Below are 18,536 nucleotides of genomic sequence, written 5' to 3'. Positions count from 1 at the left end.
GCTTAATGCGCTGCATTTCATACAAACAAAATCACCTTCCAGCCCTTATTCAATAAGCGTAAGCAGCTACGAAAATTGAAGCAGTGCTGCCAAGCTCAATCCTGTGCCGCCAGCTCCTTCACCACCACCGCCACCGACCCGGCATCGGGCAGGTGCGACAGCGCCCCGACCAGCTCGTCACGCACCTGGGCCAGGTGGGCCTCGAAGTGGGCCGCGTCCAGGCCCAGGGTGCTGGCAATGGCTTGCACATGGCTGCGCTCGGCGGCGCTGAGAGCACCGTCGGCATAGGCGGTCATCAGGCACATCAGCACCACGGTGTCGGCAAACTCGGCGCTGCTGCCTTTGAGCGTGGCGATGTCAAACGCCTGCACTTCGGGGCTGGCCATCACAGCAGAGGTGCTGGGCATGTCAGCGCTGCGCGAAGTCTCGTAAAACTGGCCGATCAGCGCGGCCTCTGCGGGGTGGATGCCGTCCACCAAAGCCACCGACAACATGGCTTGGGTGAGTAGGGTGACTTGGGCGGGACTGAGGTTCTGGTCGGTCATGGGTGGCATGGTGATCTCCTGTGAATGGGGTGAATGTGGGTTTAGCGGGCCAGGGCGCGTTGGCGCGCGGCCAGCAGGTGGCTCTGGATGTCGGCGGTGGCCATGTCGCGAAAGCGTTTGGGCAGCAGCGTGCGGCGTGAAGTTTCAGACACCGCCAGCAGCTCCATAAATTCAATCATGTCACGCTCTTGGGGCGGCATGAAATCTTGCGCGGCGGCACTCAGCACGGCGGCATCCAGCGCCACGGCTTGGGTGTGGGCGGCTTCTACCGCCAGCAGCGCCAGCGCTTCCAGGTCGGCGTTGGAGTAGCCGCTCAGGGTTTCGCACAGGGTGAGCAATTCTTCGGTGCTGGCGGTGCAGGCCTCAGAATATTTTGAGAGCACCGCACGCAAGACCTGTGCGCGCTCCAGGGCAGTTTCGCAGTAAAAAAACGGGATTTTTCGGTCCAGCCGGCCGGGGCGTTTGATGTCGGTGTCGAGCTTGTCGGGGCGATTGGTCATCATCACAAACAGCACCTGGCCGCGGTTCTCGGTCTCGGCCATAAATTCCTTCAGGCGGGCGATCACCCGCGAGCTGGTGCCGTCGTCACCGCCTTCACCGCCGCCGTTGCCAAAGCTGCGGTCGCCTTCGTCGATGATCACCGCAATCGGCCCCATGGCCTTGACGGTGGCCAGCACGCGCTCCAGGTTGGCCTCGGTTGAGCCGACCCATTTGGAGCGGAAGTTTTTCAGCGCCACGCCCGACAGACCGGCTTCTTTCAAAAACGCCTTGATGACAAAGGTTTTGCCCGAACCCATCGGCCCCACGGCCAGCAGGCCCATGGGGGTCAGGGTGGTGTTGCCTTCTTTGAGGTTTTTGGCAATCGCCAGCAGTTCGGCCTTGATGTGTTCGTGCCCACCGACACTGGCCAGACCGTGTTTGGGCTCGATGAATTCGATCAGCCCGGCGCATTCTTTTTCGATCATCTCGCGCTTGCGGGCGTGGATGACTTTCAGCACTTCGGCATTCGGGTCACTGGCGGGCAGGGCTTTGCCGGGTTCGATCAGTTTGCCGATTTCTGCCGGGGTCATGCCGGCGGTGATGGCCGCCAGTGTGCTGGCGCGGGACTCGGCATCGGGTGTGCCTTGTAACAGTTGCAAGATCAGGCTGCGCCGCTCGGCCTCACTCAGGCCATGGCCTTGCGAGCTGGCCAGAATGCTGGCCAATTGCACCGTGCGCAAGCCACCGGTGCGCTCGGAAAACAGCGTGACTTGGGGCTCGCTGAGTTGGGGGGCAAAAAACGCCATCACCCGCTTGCGCTGGGCCAGGTCGGGCATCGGGATTTCGATGGCCGCCACCTTGGGGTTGGACAGCAGGCCGGGGTTGATGGCCCCGAGTGACTCGGTGATCAAAATCGTGATGTTGTCGCCCTGGGTCAGGCTGGCATCGAGCGACCAGCGGTGAAACACCAGATAGGTCTGGCGATCGGTCTGCGCCATGAAGCTCGGGTCACCGGCGGGCAACAGGGCATCGGCATAAGGCACGATGACGGCGGTGCTTTGCTCGCTGCGCATCTGGGCTTCCAGCCGGTGTAATTGCGACAGCAGGTCGGGTGCATCGCCATTCAGTTCGGCCAGCGCCGCGCTGGTTTTGCCGTTCAGGCTGCGTATGCCACGCTCCAGGCTGACCTCCACCACGCTTTTTTTGGTGTCCCGGAACAACTCTTCCACCAGAAACGACTGCAGGTTGTGTAACTTGCCGCCCACCAGAAAGTTGTCAAACACATTGCGGTACAGCACAAAGGTGGAGGCCTCGGCCGCCAGGTACTTTTGCCGTAGCGTTTCGGCCCACTTGGGCAGGTCAGCACGTGGGGTAGCGGGAACGCTCATGGGGCTGCGCAGTTCAGAGGGTTTTGGCCGGGGCCGACTGGGCGGCGGCGCGGGCTTGTTTCATGGCCTCCAACTGGGCTTTGGCGGTGACGCTGGCGCTGCTTTGGCGCAGCTTGTTCAGGCGCACGTCCAGATCCGATTCGCGCAGCTCAGAGCCCAAGCTGGCTTGGGCCACCTGGCTCTTGATGTGGTCACGCACCGCGCCCAGGGCCTGCACTTCGGCATCGACCGACAGGCCGTCGAGCTGGCCCTGGATTTTGAGCCGGGCCTGGGCGCTGTGCATCTGCGCCAGCATGCGATCTTTTTCAGCCTTGAGTTTGTCGATTTCGGTCTTGACTTGGGTGAGCGAATCCTTGGCGTTGTCCGCATCGGCGGTGGCCTGGGTGGCATCGGCACGCAACTCGGCAATCGCCGCATCGAGCGTGTTTTTCTTCTGGATCAGCACCACGGCCAGGTCGTCCTGGTTGGTCGCCAGGGCGGTTTCCAGGTCAGCGGCCACGCTGGCGAGTTCGCGCTCTGCCGTGTCGAGCCGTGCGGTGATCTCTTGCCGGCGGGCAATGATGGCCCCGGTGGCGGCCTTGAGCTGGGTGTATTTCTCGATCATCGAGGCAATGGCGTTTTGGTAGGCGATTTCCGGGTGGGCTTTTTCCACATCGGACACCCACAGTGAAATAAAACCGCTCCAGAGGTTGGACAGGCGGGCGAAGATTGCGTTATTGGCCATGGGGGTTCTCCTGGTTGAATGGGTGGGGTTAATGGTCTGGAAGCTGGCAAAGCGTGTGTGTCAACGGCTGTTGGCAGAATCTGGTGCCGCCCGTTGGGCGGCCTGAAATCTGGGCGGCAAACTGGAGCTGGTTGCGGCGGGTTTGGCGGGTGCCTGGTCAAACGCGTCGGACGAATCAAATTCAGCCGCCACTTCTTCGGCCAGGCGCAGGCGCGAAAGTGATTCTTCCAGCTTGCCACCCATGTCGCTGGCGTAGGGCGAGGTGATCACCAGCTGGTACACCTCTTCCATTTTGTCGGGCATGGCCAGCAGTGTGGCCTCCAGCGTGCTGCGGCGCACCGCCAGGCGGCGGGCGCGGTTCATTACCTCGGTGTATTCGGCCAGGGCACTGCGCAACTGGCGGGCTTCGTCTTCGGGCAGGTTCGGGGTTTGCAGCTGATGCTGGATAACGGCCATGCGCCGTACCACCTCTTCGTCATGGGTGCGATCCCTGCGCTGCTTGAGCGACAGGTTCACGGCACACAGCCCGAGGTAGTCCACGGTGAGGTCTTCGAGTTTTTCGACATCCTGGCGCGTCAGTGTGGTGCGGCTGTCATCTGCGGTCTGGTACAGCGCTTGCACCCGGCTGACCATGTGCTGGTAAGTGCTCAGGGCGGCGTTGTCGCCGTAGCCGCTGATCTCGCCCAGCAGGTCAAGGCGGCGCTGGGCGCGTTGCTCATGGTGCTGCTGGCGGTCCACGGCGGCGCGAAACGCGGGCAGACTGGGCACCGCCAGTGCGGCCAGCACCTCGCTGCCCAGGGCCAGCACACCCGCCAGCGCCAGGCCCGCCCAACCCCAGGGGATGGAGGCAAAAATGCCCACCACACCCGCAGCCAGCAGGGCCACGCGGTTGTTGGGATGCTTCAGAAAGGCACCCAGGTAAGACGGCTTGGCGCTCACACCTGGAGTCCAACGATGGGGTTCAGGCTGACTTGATGCATCACGTGTGGAATCACTTGGCGAACTTGGCCCAGATGCGGCTGATGTCCTGCTGGTCTTGTTCGGACAGGATCGGGATCGGGGACGACAGGCTTAATGCCGTGGTGCTGGGCACCACCGCCGGGTTGGACTTGACGGCCTCACTCATGAACTCACCCGCCTTGAGGTTGGCGTTGGCATAACCCACGGTGTTGGAGATTTTGCCAATCACTTGCGGACGCATCAGGTAGTCCATAAACAGGTGGGCGGCGCGCTTGTTGCGGGCGTTGGCGGGCACGGCCATGGCATCAATGGCCAGCAGGCCGCCGTCTGAGGGCACGCGGTATTCCACCGCGCCGCGTGATTTGGTCTGGGCCTGCACCGCGTCGCCCGAGAAGCCGATGGCCACACATATTTTGCCGTTGGCCAGCGCGTCAATAAACTGGTCGGTGGGAATCACCTTGACAATGCCGCTCAGGCGGTTGAGCACTTGGGTCGCGGCGTTGCTGGAGTTCTTGCCATCCCATTTCGGCACACCAGCGGCCATGGCGGCCAGCGGCACCACATCACTGGCCGAATCCACCACACCGACACCGCAAGACTGGAAGCGCCGGGCGGTCTCGGGGTCAAACACATTGGTGAGTGCATCCATGGCGTGGCCGGGGAAAGCTTTGGCGGTGAGTTTGGGGTTCCAGGCGATGCCCACCGTGTACCACATGTAAGGCAGGCTGTAGGCACCGTCTTTGTCCCAGGAGCGCAGGGTGGCATCGACCCGTGGGTCGATGTTGCTGAGGTTTTTCAGGCTGGCTTTGTCCAGCTTGCCGAGCAGGCCTTTGGCAGCCATGGCGGGCACGGCGTTGGCAGTGGGGAACACCAGGTCATACGGTGTTTTGCTGCTTTGAATTTTGGCTTGCAGGTCGTCATTGCCGGCAAAAATGTCGTAGATGAGGCGAATCTTGAATTCTTTTTCAAAGTCTTGCAGCACACTGGGTTCGATGTAGTCGGGCCAGTTCAGCACGCGCAGTGTTTCCTTGGCATTGGCACCCACACCGTTGACCGCGCGGCGCAAGTTCATCAACACGGTGGCGGTGATCAGGCCGTCCACGGTGACACTTTGCGACTCTTGAAACGCCTCGGTGGCGACCTGGGTTTGCGGGCCAAAGGTGCCGTCCAGCGGGCCGGCATCAAAGCCGAGCTTGCCGAGCAGGATTTGCGCCTCACGCAGGCCAGCGGCATCCACCAGCTTCTCGCGGCCCTTGTAATTGCCGCCCGACCAGTTTTGGGTTTGCCAGATCACCCGGCGAATCGAGTTGACCAGCGCATCGGTGACCTGGCTGGTGGCGGGCAAGCCGTTTTTGGCGGTGAAGGCACGAATGGCCTCCTGGGTGGCCGGGGTCAGCGTGCCGCTGGGGGTTTCACGCAGCAAGCCCATGCGGGCCAGCAGGCGCTGGGCGGTTTCCACCTTGGCACTGCGTGCCCCACTGGGCGCGGCTGCTTCCGGCTTGGCCGGTTGGGCGGTGCCGAATACAAAACCTTGGGCCTGGGCCGTGCCCGCCAGCAGGCCGCTGCCAAGCAAACTCACGATGAGAGCAAGGGTGCGAAGTTTCATGGGGTGATCCTGGTGAAAAAAGGAAATGGGTTTATTGGCCTGGGGCAAAACAAATCACGTTGCGTGATTGCGCCAGCTGGAACAGTTTGGCGGCCTGCTCCTGGTTGGCGCTGAGGCCGCCCTGGCCCTTGAGGGTCATGTCGCCCAGGTGGCAGGCAGCGGAACCGTCGCCGTCTTTCACCGCTTGCTCCAGATGAACCCGCGCCTGGGCAAAGTCACCCTGCTCCAGCAGTTGGCGACCCCGCTCGGCGTTGTCGGCGGCGGACAATTTGGGGGCGCCTTGGTTGCCGGTGGTCACAGGTGTTGGGTTGGTCGGCGACGGTGCGGCAGCGGGTTGTGGCTCGGGTGAGGTTTGCAGCCCGGGTGTGCTGCTGGTTGCTGGGGCTGCCGTTTGCACGGGGGCGCTGAAGCGGTCTTTTAACGCCAGATGCCACACCGCCGAGGCCATGCCGCCAATAACAGCCAGGCCAATCAGGCCTTTGGAGAGAGGGGTCAAACTGGCCATGGGGTTATTCCTGTGCTTGGGTTGAGCCAAATTGCCGGGCCAGGCTTTGCAGGCGTTGGCTGGTTTGGGCGATTTCACCCAGCTCGCGGGCGGTTTGTGCCTGCGCGGTCTGGAGTGCGGCTTGTTGTGTGGCGGTTTCCTGCGCGGCACGGGCCAGTTCACGCTCTACCAGGGCTTCGAGTTCGCTGATCTGTTGGCGGATGTCGCCCACGGTTTGCGCCTGCCGGGCGGCTACGGCATCCAGCCGGGCCTGGGTCTGGGCTTGCAGCGCTTGCTGGCGCATCTGCAGTTGTTCGGCATGAGTGGCCAGGGCGGTGAGTTTGGCCGCGGCATCGGCCAGCGGGTCTTCAATCGACCAGGATTCATCCGCCGCGTCCATGGCTTTGATGGCCATCAGGCGGGTGGCTTCGTCCATGGCGCTCAGGCCATCCACCAGACGCAGCAAACGCTCGGCGGGGTAAATGGAGGCAGGCACCCCCTGGTCGGCATAAATGCGGGCCAAGTCCAGCGGCTCACCACTGGGTATGGCGGCTGGGATGTCCATGATCAGCGGCTCGGTGATCAGCGGGGGGGCACTGGCCGTGTCCGTGTTGTCACTGGGTGGCGGTACGGGCTCGTCTTTCTTGACCAGCCCGGCTTTTTCCAGAAAATCCAGCATGCCCTTCATTGGTGACTCCATTCCCCGATGATTGATAAACCGTAACTACCCATGAACAGTGCCTAGGGTGCAGCTATGGGGAGGGTGCATTCCGTCAATGCCTCCCCTTGTTTGGCTCCGGGAAGTTTAATGCCAATCCTGCGGCTGACCAGGGGTAATCCCGGAATGGGTAGCGGGGTATCCGGCAGCTTTTTTGCCCTTGCCTGTCTCTGGAAAATACATGCATGGAGGGGGATTGCGATACTATTAAATTCATAGCTGTTTGCGCAACCCAGACAAGCGCTACAGGTCAAAAAGCCATACAAATATGACCGGAGAATGGCATTACTCCGGCTCCTGCATCTGCCCGTCGATGTACAGCCAGCGCCCGTCTTCACGCACAAAGCGGCTCACCTCGTGCAGGCGCACGCCACGGCCGTTTTCGCGGTAACGGGCGACAAACTCCACCACGCCGGCATCACCCGTGGCCTGTGCGTGGCGCACTTCCAGGCCGAGCCATTTGACTGGTGACAGCTCCAGCTCCCCCGGTGAGGTGGACGGGTGCCAGGTGGCCAGCAGGTAGTCGATCAGCCCCAGCACATAAGCGCTGTAGCGTGAGCGCATCAGCGCCTCGGGCGTGGGGGCCTGCTGGCCTGCTGCGTACCCGGTGTGCCAGGGGCCGCAGCAGGCACCATAGGGTTGACCGCTGTCGCAGGGGCAGGTGGCATGACTCGCCAAAGCATTCTTTTTCATGCCCGCAATGGTAACGGGGCAAGGGCATCGGGCGGCACGTAAACTTGCTGCATAACATGGACGACACCCCCCACGCCCCACCTCTCCCAGCCCCTGGGACACCGCCAGACACCATGCAACGGGTTGGGCAACTGTTCACCCTGCTGCAACGCTGGATGCCCGGACTGGCCACCCTGTGCCACTACAAGATGGCGTGGTTATTTCATGACCTGGGTGCGGGCCTGGTACTGACCGCCATTCTGGTGCCGGTGGGCATGGGTTATGCCGAAGCCTCGGGCCTGCCTGCCATTCACGGCCTGTACGCCAGCATCATCCCGCTGCTGGCCTATGCGCTGTTTGGCCCCAGTCGCATCCTGGTGCTGGGGCCGGACTCGACGCTGACGGCGGTGATTGCGGCGCTGATCCTGCCCATGGCCGCAGGCAGTGTTGAGCGCGCCATTGCGCTGGCGGGCATGCTGGCCATCTTGTCGGGCATCTGCTCGCTGCTGATCGGGCTGGCCCGGCTGGGCATGGTGGCGGATCTGCTGTCCAAACCCATTCGCATCGGCTTTTTGAACGCCATTGCCCTGACCGTGCTGGTTGGTCAGTTTCCCAAAGTGTTTGGTTTTTCGGTCAAGGCCGATGGTTTGCTGGAAAAAACCGCGCTGCTGGTTCAGGGTATTGCCGCCGGCCAAACCAATCCGGTGGCCTTGTTGATCGGCGCGGGCTGTCTGGCGCTGATTTTGCTGATTGCGCACTACCGCCGGCGCTGGCCTGGTGTGTTGATGGCGGTGGTGCTGGCCACGGCGGTGTCCGCCGTGTTCAACCTGGCCGACAGTGCGCACATTTCGGTGGTGGGCAGCCTGCCACAAGGCCTGCCGCATTGGCAGTTTCCACAGGTGTCCCTGGCTGACGTGCAGCTGCTGCTGCCCGGCGCGGTGATCATCTCGCTGCTGTCGTTTGCCGACACCAGCGTGCTGTCGCGCCTGCTGGCTCAACGCGGCGGCTACCAGGTCCACCAGAACCAGGAAATGCTGGCGCTGGGCATGGCCAACATGGCGGCCGGGCTGTTTCAGGGTTTTTCGGTCAGTGCCAGCGCCTCACGCACACCGGTGGCGGAAGCGGCAGGCTCCAAAACCCAGCTCACCGGTGTGGTGGGGGCGCTGGCGGTGGCCGGGCTGCTGATGCTGGCCCCGTGGCTGCTGCAAAGCCTGCCCAGTGCGGCGCTGGCTGCGGTGGTGATAGCTGCCTGCCTGTCATTTGCCGATGTGGCGGGCATGCGTGAGCTGTACCGGCTGAACAAGATTGAATTTGCCCTGTCGCTGACCAGCTTTTTTGGTGTGGCACTGATTGGCGTGATCGAAGGTATTGTGATCACCCTGGCGCTGGCCATGTTGCTGCTGTTGTGGAACACCTGGCACCCGTATTTTGCGGTGCTGGCACGGCTGGATGGCACCAAGGGTTACCACGATATCAGTCGCCACCCTGAGGGTCGCCAGGTGCCCGGCCTGGTGCTTTTTCGCTGGGATGCCCAGCTGTTTTTTGCCAATGGCGAGGTCTTTCGTGAAGAGGCCAAACACGCCGTGGCCAGCGCGCCCACCCCGACCCACCGCCTGGTGGTGGTGGCTGATGCCATTACCAACATCGACATCACTGCCGCAGATGCCCTGGTGAGCCTGTACCACGAGCTCAAGCACCAAGGCATTGAGCTGTGTTTTGCCGGGCTCAAGGGCCAGATCAAAGACCGGCTGCACGCCTACGGCACACTCGACATCATCGGCCACGACATCTTTGCCCCCACGGTGGGCAGTGCGGTCAACATTTATCGCGCCACGCACGAAGTGAACTGGAAGGACTGGGACGAGGTGTGATCACCCCGGTCAAGCCGACCAACGGGCTTCCTGATGCCAGTTGGCAACCCATTCGGGGATTTGGTGGGCGGGCATGGGCCGGGCAATGCCATAGCCCTGGGCCAGTTCGCATCCGATGGAGAGCAGTTTTTCGCCATGCAAACAGGTCTCCACCCCTTCGGCAATGACCTCGCGGCTGAATGACCTGGCCAGCCCCACGACCCCGTTGACGATGGCCAGATCACCCGGGTCGTCGAGCATGTCGCGCACAAAACTCTGGTCGATCTTCAGCGTGCTGGCGGGCAAACGCTTGAGGTAGGTGAGGGACGAGTAGCCGGTGCCAAAGTCGTCCAGTGCAAAGTGCACCCCCATGGCATGGCAATCACGCATGACCTGGCCCACTTTGCCCATGTCTTCAAGCGCACTGGTTTCCAGCACCTCAAGCTGAATCCAGGAGGGATGAACATCCGCATAGGTGGCCAACAATTCATTCAGGCGGATAGCAAACCGGCTTTGTTGCAACTGGTAGGCACTGATGTTCACGCTGACCGGCAGATGCAAGCCCATGGCCTGCCAGGCGCTCATTTGCGCCAGGGCGCTGGCAATCACCCACTCACCCACTTCAATGCTGACAGGCAAGTCTTCAATGGTGGGCAAAAAAGCCGCCGGGGCCAGCAAACCGTGCTGCGGATGCGCCCAGCGAATCAGTGCCTCAGCCCCGGTGACCTGACCCGTGCGCATGTTCACTTTGGGTTGGTAATACAGCACCAGTTCGTTTTGAATCAAGGCGCTGCGCATGCGTTCCTGGCTTTCGTGTTGGGTCTTGATGGCTTCATCATGGGCCATATCAAACAAATGGTAAGCGTTCTTGCCGGATTGTTTGGCCACATACATGGCCTGGTCGGCATGGCGCATCAGGCCATCGGCATCACTGGGGTCGCGCGGGAAAACCGTGACCCCAATGCTGGCCGATACCTTCAGCTCTTTCGGCCCTGCGCGGGTGTTGCTGGTCACCTGGCTGCAGGCCGCATGTAATAAGCGTTGTAACAGCGGCTGGCAATCGTCAATCGACTGCAAATCCACCAGCACCGCCACAAACTCATCGCCGCCAATGCGGGCCAGGGTGTCGCCCTCTCGCAGGCACTCTTTCATGCGTCGGGACAGGGCTACCAGCAGGTCGTCGCCCGCCTCATGGCCGTGGCTGTCGTTGACCGCCTTGAACCCATCCAGATCCAGGTAGGCCACGGCCAGCATATTGTTTTTGCGCTGGCACTGGATCAGGGCCTGCTGCAAACGGTCAGCCAGCAACAGGCGGTTGGGCAAGCCGGTGAGTGCATCAAAGTGGGCAATACTTTCCAGCTGCTGCTGATGTTCCCGCTGCGCGGTGATGTCGGCAATCACACCCACCAGACCAAGCTTTTCACCCGCCACACCGCTGATCAGCTTGCCTGTCAGATGTGCCCAGAACTCTTCCCCATTAGCGCGGAGAAACTTGCGGTCCAGATCAACGATGGAAATTTCGCTGTTCATCAGGGCCAGCATTTTCTGGCGGCGCATTTCAATCTCGGTAGGGTCCACCAGCGCCACATACTCCATGCCAATCAGCGTGTCCATGGGGTAACCAAACATCTCGACCATGCTGCTGTTGGCCTGGGTGATGCGCCCGGTCATATCCACCAGAAATACCGAAATGGGTGCGGTGTCCATGATCTGGTTGACCAGCAGCTCGCGGGCAGCGAGGGCATGGTTGGCAGCCACCAGCTGCTCGGTGCGTTCTTGAATACGCTGCTCCAGACTGTCTTGCGCACGCTGCAGCGCGTCTTGTTTGTCCAGCAGCTCGACGCGTGACTCTGCCAGGTTGCAGGCCATTTGGTTGAACGATCTGGACAATTCACCTACCTCGTCATCCACCTCGATGTGGGCACGGGCTTGCAGGTTACCGTTGGCAATTTCGTGGGTGGCCCCCACCAGCGCCTGCACCGGTTGCAAGATGGCACGGCGCAGGGAGCGCGTCAAGGCCCATGCACTGAACACCGACACCACAAAAATGGCCAACACCACCACCACCACCTGGGTGATGCGGTTGTGCATGACTTGCGCCACACTGAGCTCAACCTGTTGGACCGCAACCTTGAATTCGTCCGAAATTCTGAAAAGCGTGTTTTCGGTGCTGGCATTCAGGCGCTGGTAGCGTTGGGAATTCTCAAAACTCGCCAAATAGTCAAGGGCATCACGCTCAATGCGAAACAGCAGCAGGCCATCACGTTGATGACCGTTGGTAAACGTGCTGCTGTTCCGCAATGTGGCCAGGGTTTGATGAATGTCTGCTGCTGCATCCACCACGGCAGGGGAACCCATGGCCGGCCTGATGTTGGCGGCCCATTGCAGCGTCATGAGCTGAAACTCCAGCACATTCAAGGCGCGCAAAGTGTCCGGGTGTGCACGGATGAAGGTTTGGTCTTGTGCCTCTTGCAGCTGCAGCGCCATGTACTTTCCCAGCGCAGAGGCCCGGCTTTCAAGCGCGGCCTTCTGGTCGATTTCCACCACGTATTTCTGAAAATTCAGCTTGAAGTCATCCAGTAGCGACAACATGCTTTGACGTTGATCGGCCGTCAAAACTGCATCCGCGCGTTCAACCTGATCGCGGGTCGTTGACAGGATTTGAAAAACCTGCTGGGCCGCATCACGCGAATGGTTGTTGACAAAGCGGCTTGCCAGCAGCCTGACCTGGCTGACTTCGGCCAACACGTTGGTCATCATTTTTTGGTGACCCATTTGCTGCGAGACAGACCATGTTGCCAGTGCAACCACAACGGCATTGGCAATCATCAAAGCCATCAGCACACCAAAGCTGAGCCCCACTTTCTGCCGTAACTTCAGTTGATTAAATAGGTGCACGGTTTAGGGCTTGGTGTTGAGGCTTTGAAAACGTGCGCTGGCATCATGGCCGAGCTTGACCAGGATTTCCGGGTAGGCTTTGGGAAAGGCCAAAAACTCGGAGAACGCCGCCAGCCCCAATTCAGCCACGGCGGGTGGGGTGGACAGGTCGTAATTGAAGGCAAACTGCGGGCTTTGCTCAATGGCCATCAGCACACGCTGCTGAATGTCGCTGTAAAACGCGCGCGGCACCAGAATGCTGGGGGCCAACGCACCACTGCCATGGCTGATGGCTTGTTGTGCCTCAATGCCTGCAAGGTACACCATGGCCTGTTTGGCGCCTTCGCGGTTCAGGGCTTTTTTTGGCAGCACCAGCCCGTCAATCGGCCCCAAGGCCACCACGGGAATATCTGGCGACACCACGGGAAATGGGAAAAAGTCGTAGTCCTGCCCGGCCACCCATTGGTGCGCGGCGTTGCCAAAATAACCAATGTTCCAGGTGCCCATCAGCGTCATGGCGGCTCGGCCCTGGTAGACCATTTCATTGGCACCGCTGTCCCACGCTTGTGTGTTGGGCTTGTCGTTGAAATAGCCCTGCTCCATCAGGCTGGCCCATTGGGCAAACACCGCTTTCACCTTGGGGTGGTTGTAGCTGACCTGGCCCGCCATCAACTGCTCACGAAATTCATAGGGTGCAGTTCGCAACAGCAACAGGTCAAACCAGAACTGCGCCGGCCATTTGTCCTTGGCCCCCAGGGCAATGGGTACCACACCATGGGCCTTGAGCGTGGCGCATACCGCCAGAAATTCGGCCCAGTTGCCCGGGGGCTTGAGCCCGTGTTGGGCAAACACCTTCTTGTTGTAGAAAAAAGCCACGTAGTGCTGCGTCAAGGGCAGCAGATATTTGTGTCCCTGGTAACTGCTGGCAGCACGAACCAGGCTGGGTGCAAACACCTGATCGAGCCGGGCTTTTTGCCAGACATCGTCCAGCGGCTCCAGATCAGCCACCAAAGATGCGGTGCGCGCGCCGGCCCAATAGGCATACAGGTCTGGCGGCTGATCAGACTTGAGGGACTCCTGAATACTGGTTTTAAACGCCTCATGATCCAGCGACACCGCCTTGAGCTCGTACTGTGTATTGCTGTTGTTGAAGCTGCGCGCCATGTCGTCAATGCCACCACTGAGCGAATCGGTGAAATAGTGCAGAAAGGTGATGGTGGTTTTGGGCGGTGTGCTGGTGGGGCGTTCTGGCGCACGCTCGCACCCGGTCAACGCCAGAATCAAGCCCATCACCATGGCCAACCAACACGCTCCAACTCGCGTCATGGATATCTCCAAAATCAACCTCAAGAATAGCTGCCATTAGCGCATATGCGGCTTCTTGAACGCTGACACACACCTCCAATCACGTACGGATTTGGCAAACTTAACGACAATGTTTCCATTTCAAACAAAGGAACACCATGAAGGGAAATGTTGCAGCCATTGTGCTGATTGGCGTGGGCACGTTTTTTCTGCTGACCAACCTGGGGCTGGTCAATGTCAGCCTGGCCGAGCTGCTGAAAACCTGGTGGCCGGCGATTCTGATTGCGGTGGGGGTGTCGCTGCTTTTCACCAACAAAAAGTAGCCCGCCAGAACACCACCCATGGCGACTCTGATACCGGCTTTCAGCGCATGCGTGTCACGCATGACCTCCGGTGAAAAACGACTGGCCGAGCGGCTGGAAAAGAAGCTCGACGACGACTACCTGCTGTGGTACGACGTGCCGGTTGGCCCCACCAACGCCCACCCTGATTTTGTGGTGCTACACCCGCGCCGTGGCCTGCTGATTCTGGAGGTGAAAGACTGGAAGCCCGCCACCATTGCGCAGGCCGACAAGCAAGCATGGGTGATCGCCCCCGACGGCCTGCCCAAAACCGTGCTCAACCCGCTGGAGCAAGCTCGCCAGTACGCCCACCAGGTGGTCGATGCCCTGAAACGCGACCCGCAACTCACCCAACCTGACGGCCCGCACGCCGGCAACCTGGCCTTTCCATGGAGCTACGGCGTGGTGCTGCCCAACATCACCCGCCAGCAGTTCAAGGCGGCTGAGCTGCAACACGCCATCGAGCCGCACCGCGTGTTGTGCAAAGACGAGATGCTGGAGTCGGCCGACCCCGAAGACATACAAAGCCGCCTGTGGGACATGTTCCCCTACCTGATGCGCGGCGTGCTCAGCCTGCCCATGATCGACCGGGTGCGCTGGATCATGTTCCCGCAAGTGCGCGTACCCGCCCAGGGAACGCTGTTTGACGACAACGATCTCGATGCCGAACTGCCCGGCATCATGCGGGTGATGGACTTGCAGCAGGAGCAACTGGCCCGCAGTTTGGGCGATGGCCACCGCGTGATCCACGGCGTGGCCGGTTCGGGCAAAACCATGATCCTGGGCTACCGCGCTGAACATCTGGCCCGGGCCAGCAGCGCCAGCAGCAAACCCATTCTGATCCTGTGCTTTAACGAACCGCTGGGCGTGAAGCTGGCCAGCGTGATGCACGCCAAGGGCTTGAGTGACCAGGTGCACGTGCGCCACTTTCACAAATGGTGTCATGAACAAATTAGGGCGTTTGGGCAGACGCTGCCTGCGCAAGGCGCTCACTTTTTTGATGATCTTGTGGAAGCCGTCATCCGGGGCGTGGAGCGCAACCAAATCCCCGGCGGCCAATACCAGGCGGTGCTGATCGACGAAGGCCACGACTTTGCCCCCGAATGGCTCAAGCTGGTGGTGCAAATGGTGGACCCCGCCAGCAACAGCCTGCTGGTGCTGTTTGACGATGCGCAGAGCATTTACGAGCACCACACCGCACGCAACGGCAGCCACAAATTCAGCTTCAAAAGCTTGGGCATCCAGGCCCAGGGCCGCACCACCATCCTGAAAATCAACTACCGCAACACCCAGCAGATTTTGCAAACCGCCAGCCTGGTCGCCGCCGACCTGCTGACTGCGGATGACAAGGATGAAGACGGTATCCCGCTGGTGAAACCCGTCAGCTGCGGGCGCGAGGGCGAAGCCCCGCTGATCATCCGCCTGCCCACCCTGCGCGACGAGGCGCAGGCCATCGCCGACCACTTGGCCAACGCCCACAAAGAAGGCCACGCCTGGGGCGACATGGCGGTGCTGTGCCCAGACCGGAAAACTCGCGACCTGTGCGCCCATGTGCTGCACCAGCGCGGCCTGCCGCTGGAAAACCGCGTCAGCACCGGCGACTTTGATCCCGCCAGCAACAAGATCAAGGTGATGACCATGAAGGTCAGCAAAGGCCTGGAGTTCCCGGTAGTGGCACTGCCCGGCGTGGGCCACATGCCGGCGCCGGGGGAGGATGAGAAGGAAGCGGCGCGGGTGTTTTACGTGGCAGCCACAAGGGCCACGCACCGGCTGCTGATTGGGGTGGGGGGAGAGGGTGGGTTTGGGCGCAGGTTGGGGGCATGAACATCCTATTGCGCCACGTTAAGTGGCGCGATTCAGTTGGCATTCCACCTAGATTGGCGGCCTCTCATCCTTGAAAAATTAACTTGTCGCGTTCATTTTTCAATGTTCATGGAAGAGGTTGCCTGCCGTGCAGCATCGGGAAACCGACTTGGATTCACTATAAATTAAGTAGCTTGTTGCGCAAATTTCATAAGGCCTAGAGGCATTTTTTGTCTTTAGAATGCCAACACAAGGGCAATCCCGCATGGCGGCGAGACAACTTTGCGGCATGATTGACCTATCAAAAACAAGTTCACTCAGGGGTGATTCAGGGATGGCGACTTTCATTTCTTCCATCAGCACCGACCTTGGCGTTCAGCACGCCTGCAAGGTGCAACCGTGAGCCAGGTCATCCCCGAATCTGCCGACAGCCTGCACGCCGAACTGCGCACGCTGATAACCAGCAGCCGTCAGCGCCTGGCTGGTGCGGTGAATGCGGAGCTGACAAGGTTGTACTGGACGGTAGGGCAACGCCTGCGCACCGAGGTGCTGGGCGGTGCGCGGGCCAACTACGGCACCCAACTGCTAGACCAACTGGGCCAACAGTTGGCGCAAGAGTTTGGCCGAGGCTTTGAGTCCCGCAACCTGCGTCGCATGGTGAAGTTTGCCGAAAGCTTTCCCGACGCGACAATTGTGTCAACACTGTCGACAAAATTGAGCTGGAGCCACATGGTCGCCATCGTGGCGCTCAAAACCCCGCAAGCCCGCCAGTTTTACGCCCAGCAAGCCGCACACGACGGCTGGAGCGTGCGCGAGCTGCACCACCAGATCGAACGCAAAGCCTTTGAGCGCACCGAGCTTGCCACTTTGCAATCGACAGCCCCTGTTCAGATTGAGCCGGTCGTTACCCAAACCACCGCCCCCGCTCAAGTCTTCAAAGACTCGTACTTCCTCGATTTTCTGGGTCTGCGCCAAGGTCATGACGAGGCCGACCTGGAAAGCGCCATCCTGCGCCAGCTCGAAGCCTTCATCCTGGAGCTGGGCCGGGGCTTTGCTTTTGTGGAGCGGCAAAAGCGTATGGTCATTGACGGGGAAGACTTCTACCTGGATCTGCTGTTCTACCACCGCCGCCTGCGCCGCTTGGTAGCCATCGAACTCAAGCTGGGCCATTTCAAAGCCGCCCACAAGGGTCAGATGGAGCTGTACCTGAAGTGGCTGGACAAATATGAGCGCCAGCCAGGCGAAGAGGCTCCCATCGGCCTGATCCTGTGCGCCGAATCCAGCCGCGAACAGGTGGAGCTTCTGCAAATGCACAAGGATGGCATCACCGTGGCCGAATACTGGACCGAGCTGCCACCCAAGGCCGAGCTGGAGCAACACCTGCACCAGGCTTTGATTGAAGCGCGGGAACGGCTGGCGCGGCGCGGGGTGCTGCTGGAAGGGGGTGGGGATGCGTGAGCTGAGAAAAAGCTGTGCGCGGAGGGTCTCTTGGCGCCATTGCCGGAAGTTCCCGGTGGTGGCCCTGCCCGGCGTGGGCCACATGCCAGCAAACGGTGAGGCCGAAAAGGACGAGGCCCGGCTGTTTTATGTGGCGGCGACGCGGACGACGCAGAGGTTGGTTTTGGGGGTGGAGGGTGATGGGGGGGTGGACTGTGGCTACTCCATCGACCAGTTTGACAACCATTGCAGACAATATTTAACAAAAATATAACTATGTTTATTTCTGCAATGACCATAGATGACTTGCTGCAAAAAACCCTTAGAAGGGTTCTGAAAAGAGGTGTTTCTATTGAATCCAGTAAGGGTAATTCCCGAGAAATCATCGGAGTGATGCTTGAACTCAAAAATCCTTTAGCTCGGCTTAGTCGATCAGAAACAAAGGGTAAGGTATTCAGTGGTCTTGGTGAACTTTTATGGTATCTAAGTGGAAAAAACGACCTTGATTTTATAGAATACTATTTGCCAGAATATAGGAAATCATCTGATGATGGGTTGACAATATATGGTGGATATGGTCCACGCATTCGGTGCATGCATGGGCAAGATCAAATATCTAATGTCTTGAAAATCTTATCAAAACGTGGAGACTCCAGAAAGGCAGTTATTCAAATATTCGACGCAGAAGATATTGCAGAACATCATAACGATATACCATGTACATGTGTACTTCAGTTTTTTAGGCGCAATGATCAGTTGCACATGGTTGTATATATGCGTTCTAATGATGCATTTTGGGGCCTTCCTCATGATATCTTTGCATTTACCATGTTGCAAGAAATGATAGCGAGAAAGCTTAATATTGGACTTGGAAGCTACCGGCATTCGGTTGGGAGTCTTCATTTATATGATAAGCAGATCGATGATGCTTTGCAGTATTTAAATGAAGGATGGCATTCAACTGATCAATATTCGGCAATGCCACCCATGCCATTAAGTGATCCTTGGGAATATATTTCGACGTTATTGGATGTAGAGCTTGAAATAAGGTCTGGGGGAGTTGTTGGCCTTAATTTAATAAAGCTTCCGCCATATTGGAAGGATCTTACTCGTCTGCTAAAGATATTTAGGCTTGGGAAAAATGGCAAGGCAGGTGATATTAAAAAAATATATCCAATAAAAAGACAAATGGCATCTGATGTTTTTGATATATATATTGATACTTATTACAGTCGACGCCGAACGCTTTTGCTTAGTAATAGGGAAAGCGATAAGCAAATGTCAATTGATGATATTATTCCAATAGTTGGTATTTAATAATTGTTTGGGTTCAAATTATAGTTGTT

General features: G+C 59.4%; 15 protein-coding genes. 5 read left to right on the top strand and 10 right to left on the bottom strand.

Annotated elements, in window-relative coordinates; genetic code table 11:
* Positions 1–95: 95 nt before the first annotated feature.
* The 8 genes from LDN84_RS22420 to LDN84_RS22385 all read right to left on the bottom strand — a co-directional run bounded on the left by LDN84_RS22420 (position 96) and on the right by LDN84_RS22385 (position 7,598).
* The gene (locus LDN84_RS22420) at positions 96–554 is read right to left on the bottom strand and encodes a TerB family tellurite resistance protein (RefSeq protein ID WP_223906162.1); all 459 of its coding nucleotides are present in this window, start codon (positions 552–554) and stop codon (positions 96–98) included.
* A 32-nt stretch (positions 555–586) separates the two neighbouring features.
* Complete coding sequence (locus LDN84_RS22415; protein WP_223906160.1) at positions 587–2,413, bottom strand: AAA family ATPase; 1,827 nt, start codon at positions 2,411–2,413, stop codon at positions 587–589.
* Positions 2,414–2,426: 13 nt separating this feature from the next.
* Positions 2,427–3,137, bottom strand: coding sequence for a PspA/IM30 family protein (locus LDN84_RS22410; RefSeq protein ID WP_223906157.1), 711 nt, complete (start codon positions 3,135–3,137; stop codon positions 2,427–2,429).
* Between the two features lie 60 nt (positions 3,138–3,197).
* Positions 3,198–4,076, bottom strand: a complete 879-nt coding sequence (locus tag LDN84_RS22405; RefSeq protein ID WP_223906155.1) for a hypothetical protein — start codon at positions 4,074–4,076, stop codon at positions 3,198–3,200.
* Positions 4,077–4,128: 52 nt separating this feature from the next.
* Positions 4,129–5,703: an extracellular solute-binding protein gene (locus tag LDN84_RS22400; protein ID WP_223906153.1), complete on the bottom strand. Its 1,575-nt coding sequence runs from the start codon at positions 5,701–5,703 to the stop codon at positions 4,129–4,131.
* Positions 5,704–5,734: 31 nt separating this feature from the next.
* Complete coding sequence (locus LDN84_RS22395; protein ID WP_223906151.1) at positions 5,735–6,208, bottom strand: hypothetical protein; 474 nt, start codon at positions 6,206–6,208, stop codon at positions 5,735–5,737.
* A gap of 4 nt (positions 6,209–6,212) precedes the next feature.
* Entirely contained in the window at positions 6,213–6,875 is a 663-nt protein-coding gene (locus tag LDN84_RS22390; RefSeq protein ID WP_223906149.1) for a methyl-accepting chemotaxis protein, read from the bottom strand.
* Positions 6,876–7,190: 315 nt separating this feature from the next.
* Positions 7,191–7,598: a YchJ family protein gene (locus tag LDN84_RS22385; protein WP_223906147.1), complete on the bottom strand. Its 408-nt coding sequence runs from the start codon at positions 7,596–7,598 to the stop codon at positions 7,191–7,193.
* A gap of 56 nt (positions 7,599–7,654) precedes the next feature.
* On the opposite strand from LDN84_RS22385, the gene LDN84_RS22380 reads away from it, so the two are divergent.
* Positions 7,655–9,448: a SulP family inorganic anion transporter gene (locus LDN84_RS22380; protein WP_223906145.1), complete on the top strand. Its 1,794-nt coding sequence runs from the start codon at positions 7,655–7,657 to the stop codon at positions 9,446–9,448.
* 9 nt (positions 9,449–9,457) lie between these two features.
* Here LDN84_RS22380 and LDN84_RS22375 read toward each other — a convergent pair whose 3' ends face one another.
* Together LDN84_RS22375 and LDN84_RS22370 are read right to left on the bottom strand one after the other, a co-directional pair.
* The gene (locus tag LDN84_RS22375; protein ID WP_223906143.1) at positions 9,458–12,325 is read right to left on the bottom strand and encodes an EAL domain-containing protein; all 2,868 of its coding nucleotides are present in this window, start codon (positions 12,323–12,325) and stop codon (positions 9,458–9,460) included.
* Between the two features lie 3 nt (positions 12,326–12,328).
* Positions 12,329–13,630 (bottom strand): ABC transporter substrate-binding protein, encoded by a 1,302-nt coding sequence (locus tag LDN84_RS22370; RefSeq protein WP_223906141.1) that lies wholly within the window; start codon positions 13,628–13,630, stop codon positions 12,329–12,331.
* 137 nt (positions 13,631–13,767) lie between these two features.
* On the opposite strand from LDN84_RS22370, the gene LDN84_RS22365 reads away from it, so the two are divergent.
* The 4 genes from LDN84_RS22365 (at position 13,768) to LDN84_RS22350 (ending at position 18,507) form a co-directional block, all read left to right on the top strand.
* Complete coding sequence (locus LDN84_RS22365; RefSeq protein ID WP_223906138.1) at positions 13,768–13,932, top strand: LiaI-LiaF-like domain-containing protein; 165 nt, start codon at positions 13,768–13,770, stop codon at positions 13,930–13,932.
* Positions 13,933–13,950: 18 nt separating this feature from the next.
* The gene (locus tag LDN84_RS22360) at positions 13,951–15,774 is read left to right on the top strand and encodes a 3'-5' exonuclease (RefSeq protein ID WP_223906136.1); all 1,824 of its coding nucleotides are present in this window, start codon (positions 13,951–13,953) and stop codon (positions 15,772–15,774) included.
* 378 nt (positions 15,775–16,152) lie between these two features.
* A complete protein-coding gene (locus LDN84_RS22355; protein ID WP_223906133.1) occupies positions 16,153–17,211 on the top strand; it encodes a PDDEXK nuclease domain-containing protein in 1,059 nt (352 codons plus the stop codon).
* A gap of 255 nt (positions 17,212–17,466) precedes the next feature.
* Positions 17,467–18,507: a thymidylate synthase gene (locus tag LDN84_RS22350; RefSeq protein ID WP_223906130.1), complete on the top strand. Its 1,041-nt coding sequence runs from the start codon at positions 17,467–17,469 to the stop codon at positions 18,505–18,507.
* Positions 18,508–18,536 lie beyond the last annotated feature (29 nt).

This window comes from Rhodoferax lithotrophicus, from assembly GCF_019973615.1.
In the GTDB taxonomy this organism is placed as follows: domain Bacteria; phylum Pseudomonadota; class Gammaproteobacteria; order Burkholderiales; family Burkholderiaceae_C; genus Rhodoferax; species Rhodoferax lithotrophicus.
This window is presented reverse-complemented; position numbering and strand designations above follow the sequence as displayed.